Raw genomic sequence first — 24,437 nt, 5'->3', positions numbered from 1 at the left:
GTGAACTAAGGTTCGGAAAGGATGGTGGCATTGTTCAGCTCCTTGTTTGAACTCAATGTCACTGCGGCAGAAAGGCCTTCGGCGATATCGTCGGTGGTGAACAATTGCAGTTGCGCCTGGAGTCGATCATCGACGGGTGCGTCGTCGGCGAAGGCCAATACCGCGTCGAGCACCCCGCTCTCATCGAGGCGGAAACTGCGGTGCTCGCCCGCCTTGTCCAGCACGTTGCGCACGAACCCGCCGTTGCCCAACTCGTCGATGCGGCGAATCAGGTCACCGTCGGCCGATTGTCGCGCATCGGTGTAGAACTGCGCGAACATCGGCTGCAGATACGCCAGCGCCGCGTCGTCCACCGTGTCGCCGTCGCGGCGTGCAATGGTGCGCGTCAGCTCGATCAGCTCATCGGGGGTATACGACTCGAAGGTGATCGTTCGTGAAAAGCGGCGCCGGAAACCGGGATTGACGTTGTCGAGCATCTTATCGACCGCGCGGGGGTAGCCGGCCCCGAAGACCACCAGTTCCCCGCGGTGGTCTTCCAAGTACGGCATCATCGTCTCGATCGCCGCGTTGCCGAACGCGTCGCCTTTGCTGTAGGCCTCGTCGAACAGGTTGTGGATCTCATCGAGCAACACAGCCCCGCCGAGCGCGGACTCGAACACCTGCTTGGTGTTCGCCTCGGTCTCCCCGAGATGCTGCCCCACCAGTTTGGACTTGTGGGTTTGCACGACCGTGGTCTTGCGCAGCACCCCCAAGCCGCACAACATCTTGCACAGTGCCCGCACCACCGTGGTCTTACCCGTCCCGGGTGGACCGACCAGCAGCGTGTGCCGCGACGGCGTGTGCACTTTGGCGCCCGTCTTCGCCCGGGCGAGATTGGCTTTGGTCGTGGAGCGGATGCGCTGCACTTCCCGTTTCGGCTCCACCATGCCGATCATCTCGTCGAGTTCGGCCTGCCCCTCGGCCAGCAGCGTCGCGGCCTCCGCGGCGACCGCAGCCGCCGCGGTTTCCTCGGCATCCGGTGCGCTGGACGGATCCCACGGATCAGTGCGCGCCTCAATGGTTTCCGGGTTGGTCAAGGTCAGCCGGTAGTTGGGATCATTGAGCGCCAGCCGCGCCTGCTCGAACCGCGAATCGCGGGCATACACAGTCCGAAACAACTGCGCTGCTTCCTCTTCGCGGCCCAGATGCCGAAGGCACATGCCCTGGGTGTGCAGGGCCGCGGTCTTCGCCGGCGCAAGCACCTCACCGGTGATCGCTTCCTTCGCCCGCAAAAACCCGTCCTCGAACGCGCCCAACGAAGCCAACGCACTGGCCGCCATGGCCGCCGCGGCCGCGCCCAACGTCGGGCGGCACCACGGCCGGCCCATCGGATAGCAGCGCTGCACATCGGCCCACCGTTGCGTACGGAAATGCAGCAGACCCTCCACGTACTGGTGCATGTCCATATCGAAACGGCCACTCGGGCTGATCGATTCGAGGAGCCGGGCCCCTTCGGCGTACTGGCCCTCCTTGATCCGGGCCAGAGCCAGCGCCGACAGCAGGGAGTCGGTCGAGGTGATTTCCAGGTTCAAGAACAGCCCGTCGAACACCTGAGGTGGCAGCTGCCCCTCGGGCACCCCCAGCTGGCGGCGGGCCCACCCGAAACTGCGTCGGGCATGCCACGCCGCCTCAATGACCGGCAGCGAATCGTCCCCGGCGGCGATGCGCGCCAGCCACGCATCGCACATGTCCGGATCCGCTGCGGTGGCCTTGGCGAACATCTGCGCGGCCACCGTCGGGTTCTTACTGGCCAACGTCCGGTTCACACTGATCCCCGACGCGAGCAGGCCCCGGCTGTACGCCGACAGAGCCTCATTCGAGGTATCAAAACTCGTCATCGATTACGCCCCTTGATATTTGACCGTGTTCATGCTGCGGGCCGCCGGCGAGGACCGCGACCGGCACCGGCGATCAGATTGCGTTCGTGACCCAAGTCGATGGGGCCGCGGTGACTGAACTGTGCCGTGCGGATGAGCACCGTGCGGGCCGAGTCCTGCTCGAGGTGCACGTCCACGCCGACCACACCCGTGGTCGAGTTCGGGGCGACCACGCGCATCGTGATGTCCGCGCGCGGCACCTTGGTCGCGGGCATGTCGATTATCGCCATGATCGAGCGTCCATCACGAGGCAGGGCGGACGGCACGGTGGTGACGACCTGCAGGCCGGGCCCAACGATCGTTGACCACGGCTGTGGTCGGCCCGTGACCACCAGCACGAAGTAGCCGATAGCGGCTTGGCGCAAGGCCAGCTGCATGAGATAAGCCAGCTCGGCGGCCACCGTCACCACAGCGGTGTCGCCGGGCTTGGTCGGACCAAGATCGACCAGGAACGGGTGCCCTTGGGCGCTGGCACTGACGATGATGCCGTTCGCTCCCGCCGGGGCGCGCAGATTCTCCCCCTCAGCCAACCGTCGAAACGGCACCCTCAGACCCGGCAGCCCCGCGGTAACCCGACTGGCCGACAGCGCCTGACCATGCCGCCCCGACAGCGGGTTCAGCCCGGTTAGCGGTGGATCGCTCAGCGGGCCGCCGGTCCCGTAGCGCACGAATGCGCCGATCTGCACACCCACACCGGGTGCCGGGCGCAGCTGAACCGTCGTTGCCGTGTAATCAGTCTCCGGAATCCACACCCGCACAAGGTTTTCCGTCGTGATGTCATCGGGTGTGAGCCAGTAACCGGTCACCACCCCACCGGTGTGCGCCAGATGTCCCCACCGCGACAGGGTCTGCCCTTCGACCTCGGCACGCAACGCCTCGTCGATGTCGGTCAGCTCATCCTCGCCGACGACCCGTGCCGGGCACTGGCGCGCGGTCAGTTCGGCGGCCAGCCTAGCCGCGCACGCCGCGACCGTAGCGGCCACCGATTCGCGCCGGGCGGCAGCGTCGGCATTGGTCACCGAATTGATCCGCAGCACGCACCAGGTCCGGCGAGTGCCGACGGCGCCGTGCTCGCCCACCCGGCTCGAATACTGCGCCGCGTGCTCATGGTGAGCCCGCGCGGCGCAGCGTCGCCCCACGCTGACGATGTCGATGCCGTCGAGGTCCACATCAATCTGCGCCAAGGCATCAGCGACCGCGTCCACCGGGACCGTCGAGGCCGCTTCGACCCGATGCTGATCGAGCACCGAAGGACTATGGGCCACACCGTCGACCGCGACAACCGCGGCAATGTCAAACCGGTTGTGCCGCAGCGCCGCCGGCTGATCGGGTGCCGCCCATGGCAACTGGTAACTTTCCACCGCCGTATCGTCAGTCGCCGACACCCGGCCATGACGACGCAACCGCCCCACGGCCAGCTCGGTCAGCGGCGCCGCGCGCCACCGCAACATGACCACCGCCACCAGCACGACCGCGACCGTGATCCCCACCCACGGAGCCGCGGACGCGGGCAGCAGACTCGCCGTGAACAGGGCCGCCACAGCGACCCCTCCAGCGGTCACCGCCCGCTGCCACTGGCGCGCCACGCTCAACGGAAACATCGGGCGCATCATGACCTCCTAGACCTGATCAGCGCCGACAGCCCGACCACCGTGCCGACCAGCAGCGCGACCGCCCCGATACCGGCCATCGCCTGGAATGTCGGCGCCATGTCCCGACCCGGATGCGGCGGCGGCTCGATCAGCCGCGTCGACAGCCGCCCGGGAGCCACCGGTTCACCCGCCGGCACATCCCAGGTCAGGGCCGCGACCGGGTCGACGATGCCGTGCCCGACCTGATTGTCAATGCCCCGCGCAGGGGGCCGGGCCGTTGCGATCAGCCGGTTAATCACTTGGTGTGCCGTCAGATTCGGGTACTTCGCCCGGACCAGCGCCGCCACACCCGAGACGATCGCCGCCGAGAACGATGTCCCCAGCGGGGCCACCATGTCGTTGTTGCGGCCTTCCACAGCGTTGACCAGCCCGTCATCGCGCGGCGAGAGCCCCACAATGTCGGTACCAGGTGCGGCGATCCCCACCCACGGGCCGGCCACGCTGATATCAGTCAACGGGTTGCCCGCCGCATCGACTGCTCCGACGCTGAGCACGTAGTCCGAAAACCACGCCGGGGTCACAATCGTGTTGACCCCCTGCCAATCTCGCGGATCGCCCGGTTGCAGCGGGTTGTAGATCGGGTTTTGTTTGCAGTCCGAGTTGTTAGTGACGTTGCCATTGCTGGTGTTTCCCGCCGCGGCGATCAGAACCACGTTCTTGACCACGGCGGCGTAATAGATCGCCGCGCCCAGGACACGCTGGTCGATCGGATTGGTCGCCTCCATGCACGAGACCTCGGAAATGTTGATCACCGTGGCACCCATGTTGGCCGCATGCACGATGGCACTGGCCATCGACCGCACGTCCCCGCCCTTGCGGCGCGTCACCGGGTCCTGGTCGCCGAACGCGTCGCGCGGGGAGAACGTGGCCGCGGACTGGCGGATCGACAGAATCGTCACATCCGGTGCGACGCCGGTGAACCCGTCCGCCGGGATCGCCGCAGGAGGAGGCGGCGGGGGCGGCGGTGCCGGGGCGTCGGGCGGGGCGGCAGAACCCGTCGGGGAACCCGCGGGAGTATCCGCCCGCAGCGGCGCGTGCCACGTCACGTCGGTCACCGTCGTGACCGTGGTGGGCCCGGTCCACCCGGCCGGGGCGCCACCGTCCGGCGGCGGCGGTGGTGGCGGGGGCGGCGCGGCAGGCGCCGGAGTCACCACCGTCACCGTCTGCGGAGGCGGCGGGGCATCGGTAGTGGGGACGGTCTCGGGTCGCCGGTTCTGCATCGGCGGAGGTAGCGGGGTGTGTCCGTCGGCGGGCTGACCACCGATCAGACTGGCCACCAGGGTGCCGTGCGCGTCGCAATCGGAAAGCCCATCGCCGCCGTCGACGATGTAATCCCCGCCGCCGACCAGGTGCGGTAGCCGCGGGTGCGGGGTCACCCCGGTGTCGATAACCGCTACCGTTTGCCCCGCTCCGCGGCCGAACTGCCAGGCCTGCGCCACGTTGAGCATGTCCAGAAAATGCGGCTGGACGCGGTAATCGGTACCCGGCAGGGTGCCCACCCGCCGGCAATACAGGCCTTGGCGCATCGGCTCGGGCGGCGTGGGAGCCCCGTCGGCCGGCACGGCGGTCGGGTCGATCGTCGGTGGCTCCAGCGCCGCGGCCTGCGGAGTGCCGAATAAGGACGACATCATGACCAGGGTGGCCGCGCAGCCGACCGCCGTGGTGGTACGTACCGGTTTCATCGACACGCTCACCACATCCGGTACCGGATGATTTCCAGGACACCGGTCAGCCACGTCGCCGCCCCGAACAGGAACACCAGCGCCGCATACTCCAGGCCTTCCACGAGAATCTTGGTGACCTCGGAGAACTCTTTGGTCGGAATGATCACTGCCGCAACCAAACCGAACGCCGGAACCGCCACGATCACCGCGCATGCGGCCAGCAGCGCCGGAACGCTCCAGAGCACCAGGGCGTAGCGCACGGCGATCCCGATGATCGCCACACCCGCGGTGACCGCCAACAAGGTCGACTGTTGCCGATCGTCGTAGTCGCGGCTGCGCAGGGCAACCGCGATGACGGCCAACCCGGCCAGAGTCAGGGTCAGCCACCGCTGCGTGCTGTGCGGGTTGCACACGCCGATCGCCGAGATGAGCACCAGCAGGCAACTACCGCCAAGCAGACCGCTGACGATCTGGCGAGCCTGTAGGGCTGCGATGCGCGACTGGCTCACCGATTCAGGGCCGTCGAGTTCGGGGCCGCTGACCACCGGGTCATCAGTACTTGCCACGACCACGTTCAGGGGCAGGTCCGCGCGGGTTTCCCAGTCCTGGTTCAGCGCCACCGAGGGCAGCTTGAGTCGCGAGCCCCACCGCGACATCGCCGGCGTGGCGTGCATCACGAACACCGACGCGGCCAGCAGGCACGGGTAAATCACCGAAGCCTGCGTCACCCAGGCCATCCGCGCGAGCCCGATGATCACCGTGGCCGCCCCCACCACCAGCACCATGGTGGCGGTGCCGACGAACCGTCCCGTGAACCGCACGACCAACAGGGCCGCGCCGATCAGCACGGCGGTGGCCATCGCCGCGTGCGCCGCGCCCAACCCGCCGCTGATCGCCGCGGCGGTGGCCAAGGCCGCCGCCGCGCATCCTCCCAGCATCAACGAATCGGCCACCGGCCGACGAACGGCGCTGTGCCGCAAGCCGATCACCGCCGCACCCACCAGCAGCATCACCGCCAGCAATCCGGCCGCGGCGGGCACCACCAGACCGGGATGGCTGAACCGCCACCGCAACAGCAGCGTCAACACCACCGCCAACGCCGCCGACAACAGCGCCGATCCCGAGCGGGCCGCCCACACCGGATCGGTACCGCGCCACCGCTGTGCCAGTACCTCAGGGATCGCCGAGGTCACATGCTCAATGACCGGGACGCGGGCCTCGGTGTCCGCGATGAATGTCAGCCACAGCGGGACGCCGTCGGCGTACCCATGCTCGGACAGTGACCTGTCCGGGCGCAGGGCTGTCCCGTCCACCCAGCACAGCGCCCATCGGCCCCGCTTGCCCGGCACCAGCGGCGGCTCGCCAATAGCTTTGAGCCGGTCGTTGATCAGCTTGACCAGCGCCGGCATCATCCGCGAAATCTTCGCGACCCCGTCGAGCAGGACCGGGATTTGCGCCTGCCCGGCCACCACGGGCACCTGCACCCGCGGCGGCGCGGCGACCGGCTCGGCTTTGACCGGTTCAGCGCCCACCGGTGTGCCCGGCGCCTCGGTCTGCACCGCGGTCACTGCGGGAGGGTCCCGGCCATGGCGAACGATTTCGCCAGCCACGCGGCAATGTCGATGAACGCCAACTGCGTTCGCCGCGCCAGCGCGTCGAAGTCAAACTCTGCCGCGTCCCGCAGATGGGCGTCCCACGGCACGGTCTTGACCGTTCCCACCCGAGTTCCCAAAGCCCGCTCAACCTCGGTGACAAAGACCTTGTTATCGCAGTTGTACACGTCGTTGAGCACCACCACGCTGCGCTTGAGCAACTCGTAGCGGCGCCGCACATCCAGCCAGGCGATCGTCTTCTCGGCTGCTTCGCCGCCGTCAAAGTTCTGCGGTGCCACGATCACCAGCGCGTCCACATTGGAGAGCACCGTGGACATGATCGGGTGTTCGATGTCGGGGCCGCAGTCGATCAGCGACAGCTGATAGAAGCGGTTGGCCCGATTCAGTGTCTCTTGAAACGGATTGACGTTCTTGCCCGAGGACTGGTCTCGAAACGGCAACAAGCTCAACGGGTTTCGCATGTTCTGATTGCCGGCCAACACCTCTAGGCCCCACCGGTTCTGACCGGTGTACTGGCGAGCCTTGGGGTAGGTGTGCAGGTATGGTTCGGTGAGGAAATCGCGCACGCTCATGCTGGCGTTGCTGTCGATGAGCCTGCCCAGCTGCCCGTAGGTGGGGTTGCCGTCGATGGCCAGTACCGGGTCGCTGCGGAACATCCGATACGCGGTGCCCAGGCCGGCGGTCAGGCGAGTCTTCCCGACACCGCCGCCCACCGACACCATGGCGATGTGGTAGTTGCCGGGAATGTTGGTGCGGATCAACGCCTTCTGGTCATTGAGCTGGCGCTCAGCAGGTCCAGCACCCAGGTTGATCAGCCCGAACGAACTGCGGAAAACTCCTTTGCGCCAACCCATTTCGGGTGGCTGGCGGCGCTGGTGCACGATGTGATCGGTGCGCAGATGCCGCGTCACGCTGCCCGCTGTCCACTCGGCGGGGGCATCCGGGTCGGCGAGCTGCTGCTCCAAGGCGCTGCCGTAGATGACCGGCGCGGCCTGGGGTTGCACGGCGGGCAGCCCCGCAGGGCGCGTCGGTTGCGGTATAGCGACCTGCCCCGGGCCAGTCGGCGGTGCGAACTGTGACATCTGGTGTTGCATTGCCCCGTTGACGTTCGGCGCAAACTGCGAGAACTGCTGCATCACAGCTGCATTGGGGAACGGGCCGGTATTGGGCGGCGGTGCTCCGTTGTGCTGCGGCGCCGGATGCGCCGGCGGTGGTGGTGCCTGGTGCCGACCCGCGGGCGCCTGCGGCACCCCGGGCTCTGCGGTGCGCGCCACGGGTGCCAGCGGCTGTTCGCCGGTGACCTCAGGGCCGGCCTGCCTGGCCGCCGGCACGGGCGGTCCGACTACGTCGGTCGGGGGACCCGCCGCGGCGCGGCCGGCCGCGATGTCTTGGGCTGCCTCTGTGGCGGCACGTTTGGCCCGCTCCTCGGCGAGGAAGGCCAGCGCCTCCGGGGACACCGCACCGGTGAGCTCATCGGCTGGCGTCATTGCCGGCGGGTTGTGCAGGTTGTGACCTGGCGCGGCAATCTCGGGATGCTGCGATACATCCGGTGCCCCCACGTCGCCCCCCGGCGCGGACATTTTGGCGGCGGGTGGTTCTGGGTCTTGCAGATACCGCGCCGTGAAGTCCGAATCCATTGCTTCGTCCTCGCTTCGTGTATTTACATCCAACTGCCGTGACCTGGCATTCATGTTTTTGATCCTAGGGCGGCAATTATCGACAAACTACGGCCATTTCGTACTTATCGATAAATCGTTTGCTCCACCCCGGTCCCCCCATATGCCGTCGAATTCACGAGCGAATATGGTCATCCCAGCGCGCGATCGGTACGCTGCCGATGACCCGAGCCACCCCCGCCTCCAGCTGCGGCACCGTCGCCGGGGACACCATCGTCCACTCTTGGGACGCCCCCCGGATCGGCGCCATGTCATACACCACAATCCGCCCCTGCTCACTGTCGCGCACATTGAGAATCGCCGCACTCATGTACGTCTCGATATCAGAGTAAGCCCGCCCGTAGAGCACCGCCTCGGCGTGCGGATCCTCCATCGCCGCGAGCACCTCGGACAGGGCGCTGCCCCGCAAACCCGCCGCAGAAAGCACCGACACCCGCTGTGCTGGACCGGCCCCCGCGGCCGACCTCAAGTCATCGGTCGGCAACGTCACCGCTGTCATGGTCGACGGCCCACACGGATGCACATGGTCAAGCAGGCCGTTGATCATCACGGCCGCAGCGGCAGCCGTGTACCCGCCCGGGGCCGCATCGATCGTCACCTCATCGCGGGCCCGCACCGCCGACACCCACAGGCCTTTGCGACGCGCCAGCACCACCCGCACCTGACCGTCAGGCACCTGTAATGCGGCCGGAGTTTGCCCAGGCTCGGTGCCGCCGCGACTGTCCCAGTCGATCGACCCGCTCGACACCACCATCACCAGCTCCACATCGGGGACGGCCAGGGCCAGCAGGCGCTCGGCCAAATCGGGGTGCACCTGACCGTCATCGAGCACCAAGCCCTGCTCCTGCAAGTGCGCAACGCCGGGGTTGTCGATCATCCAGTCATCGCTTCGCGCCGCCCCGTAGGGCAGGCCACGCAGCTCCGGCGTCAAGCGCGAAATGCCCAGCAGCGCCTGCAACAGCCACAGGCCCTCGATATTGACCGTCGTGTCGGGCAACCGCCCGACCGGTGTCGTGTAGTTCAACGGATCATCCCTCGCGTTGCGTGCAGTTGCCCCCCGGGGGAATGCGAAACGCCCCGCACCAAGGGCGCGGGGCGTTTCGACGGAGGTGGCGCAGGCCCACCGGGGGGTATATGGGCCTGCGCCATGGGGCTTAGACGCCGCGCGCCCAAGAGCCGGCGATCGTGCCGTCGGTATCGCCCATGTGGGCACCGGCCTGCTGCACATTGGTGCCGTGCGTGCTCAGCGTCTCGTAGATGACCTGAAAGTTGCGGTTGAGCTGGTCGATGAAGTCCTGGTGGCCCTGGCTGCCGACGCCGCCCCAGAAATCCGCCGCACTGTTCACGTCGCGGATGATCGCCTGATGCACGCCCTCCAGCGAGCCAGCCTGTCCAACCAGGGTGGCGCCGTGGGCGTGAACCTCGTCGTATTTGTAACCGATCGTCATATCTGTCTCTCCTGTGGTGTAAGTACGGCTGTCTTAGACGGTCAGGCGGCCCTTGGACGCCAGCTCCTGCTCCAAATACTGGTCGTGCGAGGCCTTGATGTTCGTGCTGGCCCAGTGCGTCATCTCCGCGATGTTGCGGAACGCCTGGTTCAACTGCTCCACCGAGGCCATGCTGGTGCCTTCGGCATCACCCTGCCAGCCCGCACCGGAAATGTTGACCGCCGACTGGTAGGCCCGCTGGGCCTCCTCCTGGATGGTGGTGCTGTGGTTGGCGAACCGGTTGGAGTGGTCCAACATCGCCGCCGGGTCGGTCATGAAATCTGCCACGATATTCGCTCCTTGCGATTGAGTATTCGTACTGCGGAGATATGTCTAGGTCTTAACCCTAATGCGCTGAAAACTCAGCGCAACGGTCAACAAAAATTGTTTTCAGCCAATTGCCCCCTACCTCCCGCATAACAATTCCCCACAACATTGTCACGCGTCTTCGCGTGGCAGCACTCGTACCGGCGTGCCGTAGCGCGGACCGGATCCATCGCCGCGATCGCGGCCACCCAGCGCGGCCATCGGCGCGCCCCCGAAACCACCCGCGCCACCGGTACCGCTGGCTGCGGCCGGTACCGCCCCGCGCGCGGCCGCCGACAGCACCGGCGTCGCCCCACCACCGGCACTGGCCGTCGAGCCGGCCGCCCAGGTGCCCGGCACCGACAGGCCGCCAATACTTCCGGCCCGCCCCAGCGAGGCCAACGCACTGCCACCTCCACCGAACCCCGCCAGGCCACCGGAGGCCGCGGGCCCTGCCGACCCCAGCGCGGGGGCGATCGACGCGGCCGCCTCCGCGCCACCGCCGAACATGCCCGGGTTGGAGAACATGCTCATAAACGGCTGCAGCAGTGACGAGAACTGCCCCAAGCTCTGGGCCGGATTGGCTGAACTAAGCGGACTGGAAAACCCTTGCAGCACAGAGGGAATCGTCTGAAGCAATTCGGGCCCCATGCTCATCACCGCCGAGGCGTCCTGCCCGCCGGGCAAGGTGCCGCCCATCAGCTGACTCGAGGTCTGCGAAAACGTTTGTGCCCCGTTGGTTCCAATCTGACTGCCGGCCTGCGCGACGCTGGCCGCCTGGGCCGCCATCCCGCCCGGATCGTTGGCGGGCAGCGGCGGCGTGAACGGGATGAGGGAGCCGACGATCCCGGCGCTATCGGCTGAATACCCCATCATCACGGCCGAGTCCTGGCCCCACATACGTTGGTAGTCCGCCTCATTGGCCGCAATCGGGATCGCATTGCACCCCATAAAGTTGGTGCTCAGCAATGTCGCCAGCGTCGACCGGTTTTCGGCGATTTCCGCCGGGTTGACCACCCCGGCGCGGGCGGCCTCGAACGCCTCGGCCGCTTGCAGTGCCGCCGCGGCGGCCTCCTCATGTTGGGAGGCGGTGGCCGCCATCCACACCACGTACGGTGCGGCTGCGGTGGCCATGGAGATGGAGGAAGGGCCCTGCCAGCCGCCGCCGACGAGGGCTCCAACAACTTGCTGAAACGCGGCCGCGGAACTGCCGTACGAGGCGGCAAGGGCTTGCCAGGCCGCCGCCGCCGCCATCAAGGCCCCTGAACCGGGCCCGGCATACATCCGCCCGGAGTTCACCTCCGGCGGCAGCACTACGTAATCGACCACGATGAACCTGTGTTTACAGCTTCAGCGACGGGGCCGGTCAGATCGCCGCAGCGATGTTGTTGATGGCCTCCGTGGCCGCGTACGAGGCGGACGACGCACCCAGCGTGGTCACGATTCCCTCGTGCACCGCGTCGCCGACGGCGGACACGCCCTGAAACAGGCCGCCATGGACGCCAAAGGCGGCAGCCAGCAGAAACGACGTCGGATCGGCCGCCGGCGGAACCACCCCGGTGGTCGGTTCGGCGGCCGCCGCGCTGCTGGCCATCATCGCGCTACCGATGCCTTGCAGGCCCCCGGCCGCGGCGACCATCTCGGCGGGCTGTGCATTAACAAAGGACATGTGAACCCTCCCCGGTTGACTAACGCCAGCGTACCGGCGTATCTGACAAGTTCGCGACGGTCATTTGGATTTTTACGGAGTGGAGGCCCCTGGGTTTAGCCGGGGGAGCAATCGCCGCGTCTCCTTCCTGCTGGTTGTCGGTGGTGGTGGTTAGGGTGCGGGTGTGTCCCGGTATCGGTTGTTTCCCACGGCTGAGCAGTCGGCCGGCTTGGTGGAGCATTGCCGGCACGCGCGCTACGTGTGGAATCTGGCTGTCGAACAGCAGCGGCACTGGCGGGCGGGGTTGAAGGCTCCCGGGTATAACGAGCAGTCCGCTCAGTTGACCGAGGCCCGGGCGGCTTTCCCGTGGTTGGCGGCGGGGTCGCAGACCGTGCAGCAGCAAGCGTTGCGGGACTTCGCGCAGGCAATGCGCAACTTCTTTGGCGGCACCCATCGCCGCCCGTCGTGGCGCAAAGCCGGTGTCCACGAAGGATTTCGGCAGGTCGCGGTCAAAGAACACCATGTCGTGCGGCTCAATCGCCGGTACGGCCGGGTGTGGATACCCAAAGTAGGTTGGGTGCGTTTCCGGTTGTCGCGGCCGGTCCCTCAAGCTGTGAAGTCGTTCCGGATCACGCGCGACCGCTCCGGGCGTTGGCATATCGCTTTCGCGCACGTTCCGGAGCAGATCACCGGGCCCGCTGACGGCACCGTGGTGGGCATTGATCGTGGTGTGGCAGTCTCGGCTGCTCTCTCGACTGGGGAGCTGTTGCACGCGCCGGGCCTGACTGGCGGTGAGGCTAAGCGGTTGAAGGTATTGCAGCAGCGGCTCGGGCGCAGCGGGGCTCGAACCGTCGAGCCCGTACCAAGGCAGCGATCGCCAAACTCAATGCCCGCGAGACCGATCGGCGCAAAGACTGGGTCGAAAAGACCACCACGGATATCGCGCGACGGTTCGAGACCATCCGCATCGAGGCCCTGGATGTCAAAGCGATGACCCGCAGCGCTCGCGGCACCGTGGAGCAGCCCGGGGTGAACGTCGCGCAGAAACGGGGCCTGAACCGGGCGATCAGCCTCAACAGCTGGGGCCTGTTGGCCGCCCGGTTGCAGCACAAGGCTTTTGGCCGGGTCGAGCAGGTCCCGGCCGCGTACACGTCGCAACGATGCTCCGCGTGCGGGCACAGCGCACCCGAGAACCGTAAGAGCCAAGCGGTTTTCCAGTGCCAAGCCTGCACCGCCGGGCCGTGCAACGCCGACGTGAACGCAGCACGCAACATCGCCGCCGGACGGGCGGTGACTGCACGGGGAGACCTCGCCAGCAGGCGGTCTACGAACCGTGAACCTCAACACCACTCACCTGCCGCCTTAAGTAGACGGGTGGGGTTGGAATCTCTCGGCTTCGGCCAAGAGAGGACGTCAATTGGGGGAAGAATCTCCGCCCACTGCAACCTGCCCCACCTGTAGGTAGGTCCCTGCTCCGTCCTGGTCGAACAGGAATCCCTGTCCGGGGGGCATTGGGTGGCCCTTCCACTTGTTGCGCACCGGCCCGTACTCGGCATCGGACGACATCACCAAAAGCGGTGCACTGCTTTGGTTTAGGGTCTTGAGTACCGGGTCTCCCATCACATTGCTGAACCCGCCGAACGAGCGCGCCAGGATCACCCGCAAGCCAACATCGGCGGCGCCATGAATGAACGGCTCCAGCGGATACAGCGGGTGACTCGGGCCTGCGGGCAACATGTGCGCGTCGTCGATCACCAGGAAAATCTCAGGACCTGTCCAGCTCTGACTCAGCGCATTCTCCAACGTCACATCACCGCCGGGCCGCCGCGGCCCGAGGGTCGCGACCAGATTGCTGGCCAGTCGCGCCGCCGCGGTCGGGTCGAATGCGAACTCCTCCACGTAGTCACTGCCCAGCACGGGCGTCAAATGCCGCCGCGGGTCAACCAGCCAGACCTGAGCCCGAGGCCGCTGGTCGGCGGGATCGACCACCGCCCGCGAACCACCTGGGGCATACACCCGCGCAATATCGGACATCAGTGCGCCAAGGGTTGTCGTCTTGCCGCACTTGCCTTTACCTGTCACCACCAAATGCGGCGACTGTGCGGGATCGAACAGCACCGGCGACCGCCATTCGTCGACCGCCCACATCAACGCCTTACGGCTGCCCACCGCGGCGGCGAAATCGGCCCGAATCTGAGCCAGGGTGATACGCTCCGGCGCCCGCGGCACCGGGCGCGCCGGCCGCCAACGGCTACCGACGACCTGTCCCACCGCCTGCGCCACGCTGCTCGAATCAAACACCGCGGCGTCCGTGGATTCCAGCGCCGGGCGCGCTACCAGAGTGTGCAGACCCGTCGGGTCGACGCCTTCGCGGACGTAGTTCTGCGGAACCATCCCGCGGCCGGGCCGCCCCCCAGGTACCTGGTCCTGATCGCGGGGTTTGACCAACCCTGTATCGATGGCGCTGCCCAGCTTCAGCTCCACCACGGTGGAGAACGCTTCGCGAGCCTTCTGGGCAACCTCTTGCTTGCGCCGCGCGGCTCCGACGACGTGTATCGCATACGCGGGACCGTCTTTGATCAAGGTGGTAATACTGTCGGCCAGACGCTCGGCGTTGCGCACCGGGGAATCCTGGCGAGTCAAAAAGTCGATGTTGTCAATCACCAGGAACACATCGCCGTACCCATCCTGAGGGACCGGACCGGGCTCGATCCCGGCGCGTCGAGCCCGGAAATTCTCGGCACTGATCGATCCGCACTGCTGAAAACTCAGCTGCCGGTCGCTGAGCAACCGCACCAGAGATTCGATAATGCGGCGAATGCCTTCATGGTCGGTGGGCGTCGCGATGGAGCCGACATGTGGCAGCGCGGCCACGGTGTTCAGTACCTGACCGGACAGCGACAGGCAGTAGAACTGGACCTGCTCGGGTGTGTACAGCATCGACGCCGCGCAGATCAACGATTGCAGCGTCGTCGTTTTGCCTGAGGACTCCTTGCCCACCACCAGCAGCGAACCCGCCCGAGTGAAGTCGTTCTCCCACGTCTGCAGATCATTCTTGTACGGCCGGTCGATCACGCCGAACGGGATGGTCAACCCGGTGCGCTGACCGTAACCGTTCTGCCATCCCCCGGGGCATTCTCGATTGACCAGCTCATCGACCGCCATGGGTGAGGACAGCGTGCCCTGCCAGAACGGTTCGGGAGTGAAGTCGATCGCCCGAAGCTGCTCGATCATCACGTGCCCGATGGTCGGGCGCAGCAGCATGTCTTCCATCTGCTCGACCGACCGGTATCCCTCGGCGCCGGCAGAGCTGTCCACAGAAATAACCGAATCCGCCATCGCCAGCGGGGTGTGCGATGTCGAAAAAAGCTGCGGTTCAAAGTAATCCAGGGCATAGGACATGTCGTCCTCGATGGCATCCTCAGCCACCAAGCCCGGGGCGCGGTATTCCCGCCACAACGATTCGAGCTGCAGTTTCGTCAGATTGTCCGGGCCACCAGCCCGTAGGTACCCCAGCCCGACCTTGGCGTCCAGGTAGTAGGCCTGCGGAACCCCCGCCGCGGACGCGGTGTCCTGAGTGTTGGCCTTGAGTACGAGCCGGTAGCCGATGTGTTCCAAGAATTTGTTGGCCCGCGACTCCACCTTCTGGCTGGCCAACAACATGTGCATACCAAAAGCGCGGCCCTGCTTACCCACACCGTCGAAGGCCTCCACGGCCTCCGGCTTGAGCCGGAACAACTCGCTGAATTCATCGACCAAGATCACCAGGCATGCCAGCGGCGGCGGCACTTCATCGGCGGGGCGATTCGCGCGCAGACGGTCGATGCGCATCTTCTGGTACTCATACCAGTCATCGACGCCCCACTTCGCGAAAACCTCTTTGCGGCGGGCGATTTCGCCCCACAATGCGTCCAGGAACCGATCGATCAGTGATTGGTCGCCCTCAAGGTCGGTGATGAGGCCCGCCATGTGCGGTGTGCCCCGGAAAGGCAACACCCCCGCGCCGCCTTTGCAGTCGGCACCGACAATTTGGAGCAGCTCGGGATGGTGCCCGGTCATCAAGGCCAACATCAACGAACGAACCCCGGTCGTTTTGCCTGAGCCGGTGAACCCGGTGAACAGTCCGTGCGGACCGACGCCGCTGCGGCTGGCCTCCTTGATGTCGAGGACGATCAGCTCCCCATTATCGACGCGATTGCCGATCGGAAACTTCAGATGCTCCGGCGAGAGCGGATCGCTGCGCGCCGCCCACAGCGCCGGGAAATTCACCTTCCCGGGATCATCAATCCCATAGTGCCCCAAGATGGTTCGCGCCTTTGGCGTGCGGTCGACATCATCGGTGCTTTCGTAACCCTCGGCCAGCCGGTGTCCGGCCATCTCTTGGGCGAACAGCTCAAAATCCTCTTCCGACATCAGGTCAGCGACCGCGAAAAACTCTCGACCCCCGCTCGCGTGGGCCGCGGTCGAGCTCACCTGACGCGGGACCGCCGTGACCATCGCGTCCTGATCAATGATCAGCGTGCGGTCGTCGCCCTCGGACGAGCAGGCCGGCACATTGATGCCCAGATCGAAAAATGCCATGCCGTCCAAACCGTTCTGATTCATCAGATTCGACGGCCACACATCATCGGTGTCGTTGATCACCACCCACACCGGGGTCGGGATCGCGGTCTTTGTCCCAGGATGGCGCGGCACGAACGATCCGCGGGCCGACCCCAGATTCAGCGGATCTTTTTGTGCCGCTAAGAAATCATCGACACTGTCATAAACCATCCGCGCTTCGCCCGCGGCATCGGCGCGGTCCGGGTTGTTGATATCACCAACGTGCGGCAGCCATTTCACCGATTCCCACGCATCACGATCGCTGGTGATCACCACCAGCCGCAGCTGATCAGGGCCATGCGAGAACGTCATCTGGGCGATCAACGATCGCACCATCGCCAACACCACATCGCGGGGCCCACCGATCCGGAAGCCGGGCTCCTCCACCAGCGAAATCATCGCGGGCGCACCATAAGCCACGCTCTGGTAGCGCACCATCTCCTGCAGATACTTTCCGGTGGCCGGTTCCATCTGAGCTTTCGTCGGCATGTCGGCGGGCTCGGTGAACGTGACCACCTGACCGTTGAGCGAGGTGATTCCCACCCCGATGCGCACCGTGCCGAACCAATCGTCGCGTCCCTGATGGCTGCGTTCCCACATCCGTTCCCCGCCCACGGCCGCCAGCAGCGTCGACGTCGGAGGGTGGAACCAGCGGTAGTTGTTGTCCAGCCGATCAGCCTGCGCCTCCACACGCTTGCGGCGCTTGTCCATCTCGGCGTAGTACAGCGCACGCAGGGCGTCCATCTTGCCGCGCGACATAGTTGAGCCGCCGCTGAACCCGCGAAACAGCAGGGCCATGATGCCCATCATGCCCAGGCCAGGGATGATGCTGTACCCGCCGGAGAAAGTGCGCGCCCCGGTACCGAAGGAGACCGCGACCATCGCCAAGATGGCGCCGATCACCAGCACACCAGCACCAATCATGATCGGCGACTTGGTTTCCACCGGTTCGACCCGCAGCGGGGTCAGCAGTTCAATGCTCTGCGAGTTCAGCTGCAGCTCATCTGGCAGCGACACCTCTTTGCGCTGAAAGTTCTTCTTCATGATTTGGGCAACTCCCCCGGATTCAAATCGGTGGGCAGCGAATCGTGCCGCACCAACGCATCTGATTTCGATAACTCAGGACTGGGCGCTAAGAGCCGCAGCACCGCCCACGGCGCCGAGACCGTCGGCGTCCCGATCCCCAACGCATTGATCGTCCCCTGGTCACGGTCAACCCCAAATCGGTTGCCCGTCTCGGCGATCCACCAATACGTCTCCATCGTCGACGACGCGGCATCGTTGCCGGTGGACGCCACATAGTTCGCATAATCCGGCCCGAAATACACCCCGTCAGCCTCCCGACCGGACTTATCGGCCTTGACCAACGGCACAATTTTCGCCACTTCATCGTCGGCGATCGGCACCGACGCCCCCGACACCACCTTTGTGGTCGCACGAGGCTCCCCATGGCCCCGCTGCCACCACCAGCATGTCGACGGATTGGACTGGGTATCAACGAAATTCAGCTGATGATCCGGATACACCGACACATCCAACGTGTTCACCATCGGCAGCGCCGCGAGCTTCGGCCCCGCCACTGTCAGCACCGACGACCCGGCCTGACCCGAGTTCTCGAAAATACGGGCCACCACCGGCGGAATGAGCTCCATACCTGTTTGCAGCACAACCGAATATGTCGTCTCGCCCCCCACCTGCGGGGTACTGACTACCGTGCCTACTGGGCCGGGCGCGTTCGCGAACCCGGCTGGGCCGCCCGCCCCCGGAATGACCGGCACCGTCAGCGCCGGACCCACCGGAATCGCGTTAAACAACCCCTGGCTCATCGGCCGCGCCGCCGCCATCGCCGCCTCCGGCAAGCCCAGCGCCAGCAGCACCGGCCGCAACGTCGGGTCGACCTTCGAGCGGCGGCCGTCACGGATCAGCCACACATCGTCGCCGTACTTGAGCAGCACTGCGTCATCGGTCCCCAGCACCTTGCGGTGCGCCGCCTCATTCACATCAGGCCGACCGTCAATCACTGTCACCCTGACCGGTTCCGGGGCGCCCTGGCCGTAGGTTTTGGCGACCGTGTCGCAGACCAGCCACGACGACGTCGGCGGCTTCGTCGCGGTCAGATCCGTCGGAGCACCCGCGATACCGGACAGCTGCCCCTTCGGCCACTCGTCGATGTCGCTGCGCCGTGCCCGCGTCGGGTTATCGGGCTGGCCCGCGATCAGCCGCGCCGACGTCAAGTTCAGCACCGGATACAAGGTGCCGCCCACCCGCACATACAAGGCCTCCGAGTCCTGGTCGGCGATGATGGCCGAATCCTTGATCGACCCGGCCGGCTTGAACAACCCCCAGAAGAAAGCACCCACGCACAGCACCAGCGCGAACGCGATACCCGCAGAGACCGCCATCGTCTTGCGGCGCATCGGATCGGACTTCATCTCCACATCGCGCCGCGTCAAACCCATCGCAGCCCGCCGCGCCAGGAACTGCCGCGCGTGCAGCTGCACCCGGGTGGCTAGCCCCAGGCCCAGGTGGGCGTGTTTGGCCGGATCCTCACGTTCCCCGATCCCGCCATGCGGATCATGCATCGTCACTGCCGTTCCCCCTTGTTGGTGCCCGTGGCGGGCCGGTCGCTAGGCGACACGGCGCACCATGATGCGGCTCATCGGAATGTGCGAAATCTGTACGCGGGCGCCAGGTGTGGGAGCCTCCACCGCCATCCCGTTACCTATCGCCATCATCACATGCTCAGGTGTGTTCGGGGCCGACCAATTGCACAGGATCAGATCGCCCCGGCGAATGTCATTGAGCGGCACTTGACGGCCCGCGTGCATCAGCTCATAGGTGGTGCGCGGCAGGTTGATCCCAGCGTGCCGGTAGCTGTACTGCACCAGGCCTGAGCAGTCAAAAGCATTCGGGCCGGTCGCGCCCCAGACATACGGCTTCCCGATCTCGCTTTCGGCGACCTTGACCGCCTCGTCGGCCGCCGGGCCTTGCGCCCCGCCCTCGCCGCGTCCCTGGTCGCGGTCGCCAGCGGCGTATCCGGTCTGCATGAAGGACTGCGGCAGCCCCGACAGCCCGGCCAGCGAGCTCATCGCGCCACCGCCGAACCCGCCGCCCATGCCGCCGCCGGGCATACCACCGCCGCCCATGCCGCCGGGCATCATCGAGCCCATCGCACCACCGGCCCCGCCCATCCCGCGGTAACCCGCGGCCAGCTGACGCAACCGCATCGACAACACCCGATTCTGCGCCGTCGTGGTATCGATCTGCCGCTGCATCGCTGCCAACCGATCATCCATCGTCGACACCAGCTTGCTCACCCCAGCCGGAGACTTCGTCGCCGGCGCCAACGCCTGCGCCGAAGACTGCGCCGACTGACGCACCCCCGTGGCCCCCGCATGACCCGACGACCCCGCATCCTGCCCATCAGCAGAGGCCTTACCCGCCCCATCATCAAGGCCCGTCACCGTCGCCCAATGACCCCGATACGTCTCGGCCGCCGCCCCCACACCATCAGACAAACCCGACGACGCCGGAGCGGCAGGAACACCCGAATGCCCAGCACCAAAACCCGCCGGCGCCGAAGACCCACCAGGAAACAACCCCTGCCCAGCACCCAGCACCCGATCCACCGCCTGCACATAGCCAGCAACCGAGCCACTCACAAAAGCCACGCTAACCAGCCACCACACCCCAAACCACAGTCATTTCAAACCCGGCCCAACAGCCAGCGGCGCAGGGTTGGTTAAACCAAGGTGGTGTAGCTGTCGCTGTGGTTCGCCAGTTCGGCCGCCGCGTCATCGGCATGCTCGCTGGCCTGCTCGATCAGGCGCTGCATCCCAGCCAGCCGGTTGTCCATGGCCCGAACCAGCTGCACAACGGCCGCGGGATCGTCGGCCAACTCCCGCCACGCCGCACCCTCCGAGCGGGCCGCATCGCGCAGCGCACCAGCCTCAGCGCCGAGCTGCCCCATCACCGCCGCGACCGCGGCCACCGTCTGGCGCACCGATTCGTGCAAGCTCGCGGCCTGCCCGGTCAGCTCGCGGTGCCGCTGTCCCGCGGCATCAGCCTGCCGACCCAATTCACTCGTGGTTTCCGGCGCACCAGGCACCGAGACCTCGGCCAAAGGCCCATGCGCGAACGCAGCGTCGGCCGGGAACAAGCTGTGCGCGGACGCCAAGACACGATCGATCTGCGACAGGTAGCCCGCGATAGCGTCCATTCCACCAGAATACGAGTCGCCGTCCCGCCGTGGCTCAGGTATCGGGGTTCACAACCGGCGTACGCCACATCAGCATCAGGCGCTGCGGCGCCGGCCCGTGAGCTTCACCGTGACCGTGACAACGGCCAGACGGTGCGTCGTCGCCTGGTGCAACGACTCATGTAGGTTTCTGCGGCGAATTTCGCACACCAAAGCAGTCGGCGCGAAGCCCGCACGCTCGAACCGTGTACCACCGCAAAGCTGCACACCGCAAGGAATACCCCCGCCCCAGCGCGCCGTTGTCGGAAACATTGGGAGTGACGCGGGACGGCTTTACACCGAGTTTCCGTGCAACAGTCAGACAATGACCAAACAACCCCGAACCGCCCCCGATCCAACAGCGAGCTTTTTCGCAGCGCGCCTCAAAGAAATCTTCGCGGCACGACGCGTCCGGACGCCCAGCGGCCACATGCGGCTACTCACCCCACTGGGATTGCATCGGCTGCTGCGCGACCAGATGCCGCAGATGCGGGTTTCCCAGACGCAGACATACCGGTACTGCGCCGGCACCGCCGTGCCCCGCCTCGATGAAGTGTGCGCCATCGCAACAGTTCTCGGCATCTCGCCGAAAGACCTTGTACCCGAATAGGATTCATTCGACCATCGCGCAGCGAGAACATAGCGCGCTTACCTTGGTGATGTGAGGTTGCCCGGCAGCAACCGTTGCGTCGAGGCGCCCGCGGGCCCTGCTTACCGAGCGTCTTGTTGGCCGGGCCCGCGTTCAAGAACTAGCGCTGGAAGGAGGCGGGCGGTCGGCCAGAACGTACCCATCAGATTGCACCAGGCATGCATGCTCGGGTCGCTGAACACCAGCCTTCGAAAGAGTGCGTTGTCACGATTGGGCCGCGCAACGATCGTCGACCGCATCGGCAAGCCCTCCAGCTCAGCTTCAGTCGTGATCAATATCGCTGTTGGAGACCATAATTGGTGAATCACCGCATGTTCTGTGTGGCGGGCCCACTCTTCCTCAGTCGTAACGACCAGGCCGCACTTGCACAATCCCTGATCATCGACGTCACCGAGCCAGGCACAGGTGTGCGCATTAATGATCGCTTCGGTTTGTGTTCGGTCGAGCGCCCCATGGGTGGCAGGAGTTGTCGTCATGTCGCAGTCCCTCTATCCCCGTTGACTTTTCGCTGATGCGTGTTCAGAAAGTGATGTGCCGCCGACGGAAGGCCTCGACATCGGCTTTACTGTGCGAAGCCGTGAGACCAGACTTAACGCAGCTAGCGACCTCTGCGTGCATGACTGCCGCGGTATGCAAAGCGACGATCCGCTCTGCAAGCAGCGGCGCGTTCCCTTCCGCCAGGCAGCTTGGGCCGATGTGGCAGGCCAAGTGCTCGGCGGCGCTTTCGCCGACGACGACGCGCAGCTGCCCGTCGCGAGATGTCGCCTCGAACATCTCCCGACTAGGAACCCGCTCAGAGGAACACTCCGGTGGGTCGGAGGGGCTGCGATCAAGCAGTACTGCGATACCGTCGCGCAGGTCGCTTAAGAGTTCCTTGTTCCACCGTCGAAGCTCGTCGAACTGTTCCCACAGCGCGCCCAACATGTGCTGTGTACTACGGCGCAGTACGTCGGTCACAATGTCGGAAAGCTCGGTGTGGTCATACCCCGCCAGCGCTCTATCGGCGATCGTAAGGCTCACGATTCGGTAGTCGTAGTCGACTTTGGCGGTGACGTACCGATGGAAAGGTGGTGCGGGAGAACGAAGGTGTTGTTGCCGCGCATCCTCCAAATTGGCCAAGTAGACGGCGGTCTGGGCGCGGTTGGCGCTCAACAGTTCGTGGATCTCGTTCAGCGCTTGCCGGTCATCGTCGGACATATCCGGATCAGCCATGCCCACATTCTTCGGGCGCACTGGACCGGGCGCCATAGTCATTCGGCCCGAGTAGAATCAGCGCCGATACATCCGGGGCGGAAAGTGCTGGCAAGCATCACCAGGGGGCAAACGTGCCATTCATCATTGTCGGCGAGAACGGCGACTTGGAGAGCGTTGATGTCGCGCAGGTCATCGAGTCACTCAAATCGCTGATACAACAGTTCGACGACGAACCACAAACCGAAATCGGCCTCATGGACGCCTGCCCGGAAGGCCTACTCGCCCAACTGTTGGGTGCCGGATACGGCCCGACCCTCACGCCTCCACTGGCCGAAGCTACTGCCCAGGTTCTCACGCGCTATCCACCACTGCCCGCTGACGCACCCACACATCTCGATGACTGGATGAGTCGACTCGGCGTGCGCCGAAACTCTGAAACGGTTGAGGCGCAAGCGAAATCGATCGTCACAGCTGCGTTAACAGCCGATCGCGGAGCGCTACGAGCTGTCCGTGACAACATTTTTGGTGACCCCGTCGAGGACTCGGCCATCATGGAATCTGTCTTCCTGATCTGCCTAACCCTGATCGCGGTGGCGAAAGGCGCACTCGACTCAAACGCCACACTTAACTAGCCACTGACTGCACCTGCACGGGCTCAGCTAGCAGCAGCAGCAATGGATGCGTACATGTCCTTCGCGCGCGGTAATTGTCGGAGCACCTCCGCCAAATATCCCTTGCGCCCGTGGGCATAGGCCGCCTCGGCGCTGGGCTCACCGGGCCGCTGCTGTAGCCAAAAGATGCTTTTCGCGATATCCGGACTGCGCGGGCCGCCGTGATGATCCAGCCGATTGAAGTACTCTTCGATGTTCAAGTTGGGGTTGTCCCTGCCGCGATAGCTGGCGTCCTGCTGGAAGATGCTGTGCCACAACCCGCCACCCCCGACGGCTTTGGGACTGAGATTCGATTCACAGAAGCCGTCCGCAAGGATCACCTCGGTTTGCTGCCGCGAATACCCCCGCCGATGCGCCTCGTGGATGATGGCCGCCGCTACCTCACGCTGAGAACTGCTGCGGGTCAACGACCCGAGTGGCGTTCCGACAATGCCACGCGGTTCGGGCTCACCGCGCATACCGGCCGCCTGGGTATGGCCCGCGCCGCCGAGATTTCGCAAGCTCGCCAGCGCCGACAACCCAGGGATACCCCCGCCGCCGCCTGAACCCATGCCGCCGCCGGGCATACCACCGCCGCCCATGCCGCCGGGCATCATCGAGCCCATCGCACCACCGGCCCCGCCCATCCCGCGGTAACCCGCGGCCAGCTGACGCAACCGCATCGACAACACCCGATTCTGCGCCGTCGTGGTATCGATCTGCCGCTGCATCGCTGCCAACCGATCATCCATCGTCGACACCAGCTTGCTCACCCCAGCCGGAGACTTCGTCGCCGGCGCCAACGCCTGCGCCGAAGACTGCGCCGACTGACGCACCCCCGTGGCCCCCGCATGACCCGACGACCCCGCATCCTGCCCATCAGCAGAGGCCTTACCCGCCCCATCATCAAGGCCCGTCACCGTCGCCCAATGACCCCGATACGTCTCGGCCGCCGCCCCCACACCATCAGACAAACCCGACGACGCCGGAGCGGCAGGAACACCCGAATGCCCAGCACCAAAACCCGCCGGCGCCGAAGACCCACCAGGAAACAACCCCTGCCCAGCACCCAGCACCCGATCCACCGCCTGCACATAGCCAGCAACCGAGCCACTCACAAAAGCCACGCTAACCAGCCACCAC

The 24,437-nt window shown here is 65.8% G+C and carries 19 protein-coding genes and 1 pseudogene; 3 read left to right on the top strand and 17 right to left on the bottom strand.

Annotation, left to right across the window (positions count from 1 at the left end):
• Positions 1-5: 5 nt before the first annotated feature.
• The 10 genes from eccA to AC3WTE_RS28670 all read right to left on the bottom strand — a co-directional run bounded on the left by eccA (position 6) and on the right by AC3WTE_RS28670 (position 11,983).
• On the bottom strand, positions 6-1,877 hold the full coding sequence (gene eccA / locus AC3WTE_RS28715) for a type VII secretion AAA-ATPase EccA (RefSeq protein ID WP_492442859.1): 1,872 nt from the start codon (positions 1,875-1,877) through the stop codon (positions 6-8).
• A 29-nt stretch (positions 1,878-1,906) separates the two neighbouring features.
• The gene (gene eccE, locus AC3WTE_RS28710) at positions 1,907-3,517 is read right to left on the bottom strand and encodes a type VII secretion protein EccE (protein WP_492442858.1); all 1,611 of its coding nucleotides are present in this window, start codon (positions 3,515-3,517) and stop codon (positions 1,907-1,909) included.
• Between the two features lie 8 nt (positions 3,518-3,525).
• Positions 3,526-5,250: a type VII secretion-associated serine protease mycosin gene (gene mycP / locus AC3WTE_RS28705; RefSeq protein WP_492442857.1), complete on the bottom strand. Its 1,725-nt coding sequence runs from the start codon at positions 5,248-5,250 to the stop codon at positions 3,526-3,528.
• A gap of 8 nt (positions 5,251-5,258) precedes the next feature.
• A complete protein-coding gene (gene eccD / locus AC3WTE_RS28700; protein WP_492442856.1) occupies positions 5,259-6,800 on the bottom strand; it encodes a type VII secretion integral membrane protein EccD in 1,542 nt (513 codons plus the stop codon).
• A complete protein-coding gene (locus AC3WTE_RS28695) occupies positions 6,797-8,482 on the bottom strand; it encodes a MinD/ParA family ATP-binding protein (protein ID WP_302415971.1) in 1,686 nt (561 codons plus the stop codon). The genes eccD and AC3WTE_RS28695 overlap by 4 nt, the downstream gene beginning before the upstream one ends.
• A 154-nt stretch (positions 8,483-8,636) precedes the next feature.
• Positions 8,637-9,545, bottom strand: coding sequence for an ESX secretion-associated protein EspG (locus tag AC3WTE_RS28690; RefSeq protein WP_302415970.1), 909 nt, complete (start codon positions 9,543-9,545; stop codon positions 8,637-8,639).
• Between the two features lie 130 nt (positions 9,546-9,675).
• Complete coding sequence (locus AC3WTE_RS28685) at positions 9,676-9,969, bottom strand: WXG100 family type VII secretion target (RefSeq protein WP_302415969.1); 294 nt, start codon at positions 9,967-9,969, stop codon at positions 9,676-9,678.
• 33 nt (positions 9,970-10,002) lie between these two features.
• Positions 10,003-10,296: a WXG100 family type VII secretion target gene (locus AC3WTE_RS28680; RefSeq protein ID WP_302415968.1), complete on the bottom strand. Its 294-nt coding sequence runs from the start codon at positions 10,294-10,296 to the stop codon at positions 10,003-10,005.
• 150 nt (positions 10,297-10,446) lie between these two features.
• Positions 10,447-11,643 (bottom strand): PPE family protein, encoded by a 1,197-nt coding sequence (locus tag AC3WTE_RS28675; RefSeq protein WP_302415967.1) that lies wholly within the window; start codon positions 11,641-11,643, stop codon positions 10,447-10,449.
• A gap of 37 nt (positions 11,644-11,680) precedes the next feature.
• Positions 11,681-11,983 (bottom strand): PE family protein, encoded by a 303-nt coding sequence (locus tag AC3WTE_RS28670; protein WP_302415966.1) that lies wholly within the window; start codon positions 11,981-11,983, stop codon positions 11,681-11,683.
• A gap of 163 nt (positions 11,984-12,146) precedes the next feature.
• Here AC3WTE_RS28670 and AC3WTE_RS28665 point away from each other — a divergent pair.
• Positions 12,147-13,423, top strand: a pseudogene (locus AC3WTE_RS28665) (RNA-guided endonuclease InsQ/TnpB family protein).
• Here the strand turns inward: AC3WTE_RS28665 and eccCa are convergent.
• The 4 genes from eccCa to AC3WTE_RS28645 form a co-directional block, all read right to left on the bottom strand.
• Positions 13,376-17,608, bottom strand: a complete 4,233-nt coding sequence (eccCa, locus tag AC3WTE_RS28660; protein WP_302415965.1) for a type VII secretion protein EccCa — start codon at positions 17,606-17,608, stop codon at positions 13,376-13,378. The pseudogene AC3WTE_RS28665 and the gene eccCa overlap by 48 nt on opposite strands.
• A complete protein-coding gene (gene eccB, locus AC3WTE_RS28655) occupies positions 17,605-19,125 on the bottom strand; it encodes a type VII secretion protein EccB (RefSeq protein WP_407028670.1) in 1,521 nt (506 codons plus the stop codon). Before eccB ends, eccCa begins: the two co-directional genes overlap by 4 nt.
• Positions 19,126-19,191: 66 nt before the next feature.
• Entirely contained in the window at positions 19,192-20,226 is a 1,035-nt protein-coding gene (locus tag AC3WTE_RS28650; RefSeq protein WP_302415964.1) for a C40 family peptidase, read from the bottom strand.
• 80 nt (positions 20,227-20,306) lie between these two features.
• Positions 20,307-20,783 (bottom strand): hypothetical protein, encoded by a 477-nt coding sequence (locus tag AC3WTE_RS28645; protein WP_302415963.1) that lies wholly within the window; start codon positions 20,781-20,783, stop codon positions 20,307-20,309.
• Positions 20,784-21,126: 343 nt separating this feature from the next.
• Between AC3WTE_RS28645 and AC3WTE_RS28640 the strand changes: the two genes are divergently transcribed.
• Complete coding sequence (locus AC3WTE_RS28640; RefSeq protein ID WP_302415962.1) at positions 21,127-21,411, top strand: hypothetical protein; 285 nt, start codon at positions 21,127-21,129, stop codon at positions 21,409-21,411.
• Positions 21,412-21,512: 101 nt separating this feature from the next.
• Here the strand turns inward: AC3WTE_RS28640 and AC3WTE_RS28635 are convergent, their stop codons facing one another.
• Both AC3WTE_RS28635 and AC3WTE_RS28630 read right to left on the bottom strand, forming a co-directional pair.
• Positions 21,513-21,926, bottom strand: coding sequence for a hypothetical protein (locus AC3WTE_RS28635; RefSeq protein WP_302415961.1), 414 nt, complete (start codon positions 21,924-21,926; stop codon positions 21,513-21,515).
• A gap of 43 nt (positions 21,927-21,969) precedes the next feature.
• The gene (locus AC3WTE_RS28630; protein WP_492442855.1) at positions 21,970-22,662 is read right to left on the bottom strand and encodes a hypothetical protein; all 693 of its coding nucleotides are present in this window, start codon (positions 22,660-22,662) and stop codon (positions 21,970-21,972) included.
• A 113-nt stretch (positions 22,663-22,775) separates the two neighbouring features.
• Between AC3WTE_RS28630 and AC3WTE_RS28625 the strand changes: the two genes are divergently transcribed.
• Positions 22,776-23,276, top strand: coding sequence for a hypothetical protein (locus AC3WTE_RS28625; protein ID WP_302415958.1), 501 nt, complete (start codon positions 22,776-22,778; stop codon positions 23,274-23,276).
• 23 nt (positions 23,277-23,299) lie between these two features.
• Here AC3WTE_RS28625 and AC3WTE_RS28620 read toward each other — a convergent pair whose 3' ends face one another.
• Positions 23,300-24,412 (bottom strand): hypothetical protein, encoded by a 1,113-nt coding sequence (locus AC3WTE_RS28620; protein ID WP_302415957.1) that lies wholly within the window; start codon positions 24,410-24,412, stop codon positions 23,300-23,302.
• Positions 24,413-24,437 lie beyond the last annotated feature (25 nt).

The organism is Mycobacterium sp. FW102-FHT13B02 (genome assembly GCF_058790275.1).
Note: the sequence above shows the minus strand (reverse complement) of the source record. Positions and strands in the feature narration are given on the sequence as shown.